The sequence below is a fragment of the Rossellomorea aquimaris genome, assembly GCF_020172085.1.
GTDB lineage: Bacteria > Bacillota > Bacilli > Bacillales > Bacillaceae_B > Rossellomorea > Rossellomorea aquimaris_E.
On sequence record NZ_JAIVAT010000002.1, the window covers coordinates 1 to 4,935 of the forward strand.

General features: G+C 44.7%; 4 protein-coding genes. 3 read left to right on the forward strand and 1 reads right to left on the reverse strand.

Features of this window, described 5'->3' with window-relative positions; translation table 11 throughout:
• Positions 1-652 precede the first annotated feature (652 nt).
• From ccpA to motS, 3 genes are read left to right on the forward strand one after another with little or no spacing between them, the layout of a single operon-like run.
• Positions 653-1,651 (forward strand): catabolite control protein A, encoded by a 999-nt coding sequence (ccpA, locus tag LCL96_RS00610; protein ID WP_224939569.1) that lies wholly within the window; start codon positions 653-655, stop codon positions 1,649-1,651.
• A 60-nt stretch (positions 1,652-1,711) separates the two neighbouring features.
• Entirely contained in the window at positions 1,712-2,527 is an 816-nt protein-coding gene (gene motP / locus LCL96_RS00615; RefSeq protein ID WP_224939570.1) for a flagellar motor protein MotP, read from the forward strand.
• The gene (gene motS / locus LCL96_RS00620; protein WP_224939571.1) at positions 2,517-3,251 is read left to right on the forward strand and encodes a flagellar motor protein MotS; all 735 of its coding nucleotides are present in this window, start codon (positions 2,517-2,519) and stop codon (positions 3,249-3,251) included. Before motP ends, motS begins: the two co-directional genes overlap by 11 nt.
• A 43-nt stretch (positions 3,252-3,294) precedes the next feature.
• On the opposite strand, the gene LCL96_RS00625 is transcribed toward motS, so the two are convergent.
• Complete coding sequence (locus LCL96_RS00625; protein WP_224939572.1) at positions 3,295-4,401, reverse strand: hypothetical protein; 1,107 nt, start codon at positions 4,399-4,401, stop codon at positions 3,295-3,297.
• Positions 4,402-4,935: the final 534 nt, after the last annotated feature.

Sequence of the window (4,935 nt, forward strand, 5' to 3'; positions counted from 1 at the left end):
GTTTTAACGGCGAAATCCAGGATATAACGGCGAAAATTTCGTTTTAACGGCGAAATCCAGGATATAACGGCGAAAATTTCGTTTTAACGGCGAAATCCAGGATATAACGGCGAAAATTTCGTTTTAACGGCGAAATCCAGGATATAACGGCGAAAATTTCATTTTAACGGCGAAATCCAGGATATATCAGCGAATTTTCATTTTAACGGCGAAATCCAGGATATATCAGCGGAAATTTCGTTTTAACGGCGAAATCCAGGATATATCAGCGGAAATTTCGTTTTAACGGCGAAATTCAAGATATAACGGCGAAATTCCAATTTTATCAGCGAAATCCAAGATATATCAGCGAAAATCCAAATATAACGGCGAAACCCAGGCACCCCCCATACCCATACATTCAAAAATACCCCCCCCAACTCCCCACTAATATGCTATAATAATCTTTTTGCATAAATAAAAGCCCGCTCATTGCAGGAATATGAAGACTATCGTATGATTATCTACATAATTGCAGATAAATAACCTATATAAACACTAATGTGAACATAAATATGTGCATTTTTTAACAAACTATTGTAATCGCTTTTTTCTTTAGGTTTAATTGGTGTAGAATAAGGTAAATGAGTAGAAGAGTAAAGGAGTGTTAGCTATGAACGTGACAATATATGATGTAGCAAGAGAAGCCAATGTATCGATGGCGACGGTTTCTCGTGTTGTTAACGGAAATCCGAATGTAAAGCCGGCAACGAGAAAGAAGGTATTGGAGGTCATCGATCGCCTTGGATACCGTCCGAATGCAGTAGCAAGAGGGCTTGCGAGTAAGAAGACGACGACGGTTGGGGTTATCATCCCTGATATTTCGAACATTTTCTATGCTGAATTGGCACGCGGGATTGAAGATATCGCGACAATGTATAAATACAATATCATTTTAAGCAACTCGGATCAGAATGCCGAGAAGGAGCTTCATCTCTTGAATACGATGCTTGGAAAGCAAGTGGACGGCATCCTGTTCCTTGGGGGACACATTTCAGAAGAGCATGTTCAGGAGTTTGAACGTTCTCCGGTACCAATCGTATTGGCGGGTGCAGTGGAAGAAACGAACAAGATCCCTTCTGTGAATATCGATTACAAGGCAGCGTCCTTTGACGCAGTGACGGATCTGCTTGAGAAGGGTCACAAGCGCATCGGATTCGTAAGCGGTCCGTTCCACGATACGATCAATATGAAATTCAAGCTGGAAGGATACAGGGAAGCTCTTGCCAAGGCAGGCGTCGAATACAGCGATGACCTGGTCGTTGAAGGTGAATATACGTATGACTCAGGCCTGGAAGCATGGCAGAAGTTCTCTGAGCTTTCGGACAAGCCGACAGCCATTTTCGTCGGAAATGATGAAACGGCTCTTGGTGTCGTTCACGGTGCTCAGGATCAAAACGTTTCCATCCCGGAAGAAGTAGAGGTCATCAGCTTCGATAATACACGATTAGCGCTTATGGTAAGACCTCAACTGACTTCTGTCGTACAGCCTTTATACGATATCGGGGCAGTGGCCATGAGATTATTGACGAAATATATGAACAAAGAAACAGTCGACGAATCGACGGTTGTTCTTCCTCATCGACTTGAGCACCGCAACTCAACAAAATAAGAAGTTTGTCGATATAAAGGATAAAGACAAACAGAACTTATTTTTGTAGGGAGAGTCAAAATGAAAAAGCTTGATGTTCTTACACCAATCGGGGTTGTAGTAGGGTTTCTATTCGTTGCATTCGCCATCATATCGAATGCAGGAGTGACCGGCTTCAGTTCCTTCATCGATCTTCCGTCCATGCTTGTGGTCATCGGCGGATTGATTGCGGCCATGCTGGTCAGCTTTTCGATCAGGGAATTGAAGCAACTTGGTAAAGTAATGAGGGAATCCTTTCGTGATGTGGAGTACGATCTTCACGATCTGATCCGGACGTTTGTAACACTATCAGAAAAAGCAAGACGTGAAGGTCTTCTATCACTTGAGGCAGAAGTAGAAGCAGTCGAGGATCCTTTCATTCGAAAGGGAGTCCTGCTCGCCGTTGATGGAGTCGAGCAGGACGTCATCGTCGATATTATGAATGCTGAGATCATCGCGTTAGAAGAGCGGCATCGTAAAAATAAGAGTTTACTCGATAAGGCTGGAGAGTATGCGCCTGCCTGGGGGATGATCGGTACGTTGATCGGTCTCGTCTTAATGTTGAAGAATCTGAATGATCCTTCTTCATTGGGGCCGAATATGGCGATTGCCCTGCTGACGACACTGTATGGCTCGTTGCTTGCCAATCTTGTGTTCCTGCCCATGGCATCCAAGCTTGCGATGAAGACAGAGAAAGAAGTATTCATGAAGCAGATCGTCATTGAAGGCGTTATCGGGGTACAGTCCGGTCAAAATCCTAAAATATTGGAAGAAAAATTAAGAGTGTTCTTATCGCAAGAAGAATTACAGTTGTACTCTTTCAAGAGAAATGAAGGGACATTAGAAGATGAAGCGTAGGAGAAGGCCAGCATCGGACCCTAAAGGAGCTCCAAAATGGATGGTTACGTTTTCTGATTTGATTACTCTTATTCTTGTATTCTTCATTCTATTATTCTCCATGTCTCAAATTGATATCGTGAAATTCAGGACCATCGCTGATTCGTTTCAGCAGAGGCAGATCCTCGAGTTTTATCCTTCTGTCATTCCTTTTGATGATCCGTCTGCAGAACCTGAAATGGAATCAGAGGACTCACAACCTCAGGGAAGTGAGGATGATCAGGATTTAAACGCGCTACTTTCAAATATTCAAAGCTATTTGAAGGAAAATAAATTAAATGACGTTATTGTAGCAACCAGAACGGAACGTGGGGTTGTACTTGTACTCCAGGAGCAGGCACTGTTTGACTCAGGTGAGGCAACGGTCCTTCCGGATGCGTACCCGTTTTTAAATAAAGTCGGCGATTTATTAACAAGGATCCCGAATTTTGTAAAAGTGGAAGGACACACGGATAACCGTCCGATCGATACATACCGGTTCCCGTCAAACTGGGAGCTCTCGTCTGCAAGGGCCAGCAGTGTAATCCGATACTTAACGAAAACCGAGAACCTGGATCCAACACGATTCATTGCCGTCGGATATGGGGATACTCGTCCGATTGCACCGAATGATACAAGTGAAAATCTCCAAAAAAACAGGCGTGTTGAAATCATCATCACCGATCCTGAATTTGAGGAACAATAAAAAAAGCAAGGACTTCTCCGATGGAGGTCCTTGCTTTTTTACATTATTGATAGTTGATGACGGCCGGGCTTGGATCCATTTTCAGCACCTCTTCAGGTGTCAGGACAGGTACGTCTTTTTCATAGAAAATCTTGAATGCACCATACTGTGCTGGTTCATCACGAATGTATCTCCTGTAGAGGGCCTGCTTATCCGCAGCTGCTCCCCACCCGTCAAAGTTAATGGCGACTTCAACGTTTTCGGTCGGTTCGATCGCATCTTTATTGAACAAGACGGGGCCGGTGAATTGGTGAACGAGGACCAATTTATCCGGGAGGTTGTTCTTTTCGGCAAGGTCAGAGATATACTCGACTGCCTCCTGAATGTCCCGACCATCTACTTCACCGAGATCCTCTCCAGGCTTTTCCCCTTGTGCTACATGGAATTCCGTATCGATCGCCAGGTGGACATTCGGGTGCTTAAGCCATTTCTCCACCATTTTCACCTGATTCATGACCGTATCCGTTCCAAGTTGAATATCCAGCAAGACGAGGGCGTCATGCTTCTCGGCAAGCTTCACGTACGTTTCGATATTTTCCTCAGATGTCATTTGCACATAATCACCGTCGGGACCAGGCGCACTCTGGGCCATAGTGGTAATCAATTCAATCGTAGGTACAGCAGGACGTTCAGGATCAAGGTCCGAATAAACCTGAGCTTGTTCTTTTAGCTTTTTTATGTATTCTTCAGGTTCCAGCTGACCAAGAATCCCCATATGTTTTGAAGCGGGTGTTCCGTAATAGGTAACCAAACGATGATCTTTTAATGGACCATCGGATAAATCCTCCATCTCGGTTGATAGAGTTTCACCAAAAGGCACCTTACGCTCTGGCTGTTCCTTTTGCCCCTCTTGAACTGGCTGAGTCTGGGACTCTTTAGTGAGAGTTTCCTTCAGTGATACAGCACCTTCTGTCGGTTCAAGGGGTTTATAAGGCTGTTCAGGCTCTTCAGGCTGTTGTTCCTTTTCAGGTGCCTTTTGTTTTTCCTTCTCCACGCTAGATTTCTGTTCTGAAGACGTTTCTTCTTTTTCTTTTTCCTTCGTCGCAGTTTGGGAGGAACAGGCTCCCAGCATGAGCGATACAGTTAATATTATCGGCAAATATTTTTTCATTGCCTCACACATCCTTTTTTCTTAGAAGATTATGGAGGAGTTTAACACATTTTCCTGTACAAGAAAGCTATGTAAACAAATTGATAGATTAATTTAATCAGAAAGTAAGTGCCAAGCCCCTGGTACATTCTGGAGGGCTTGGCACTTATTCTATCATTCTTCCAATTTAACTGTACATGATGACGGCTTGCTCTTCAAGCTTAGAAGGTGAATGATTCAAAAGATGGTCAAATCTTCTTATGCTTGTCGCCCCAGAGCGAGCCCCTTCCGCTTTTCTGTTGTCCAGCTCCGGCGGCTAGTCCCTCGAGGTCATAAGTCAAACCAGCCAAAAAGGCCAAGAGCGCCTTTCCGGTTGGTTCGTCTTATGCTTGTCGGGCCTGACCAAGCCGCCTCCGCTTTTCTGTTGTCCAGCTCCGGCGGCTAGTCCCTCGAGGTCATAAGTCAAACCAGCCAAAAAGGCCAAGAGCGCCTTTCCGGCTGGTTCGTCTTATGCTTGTCGGGCCTGACCAAGCCGCCTCCGCTTTTCTGTTGTCC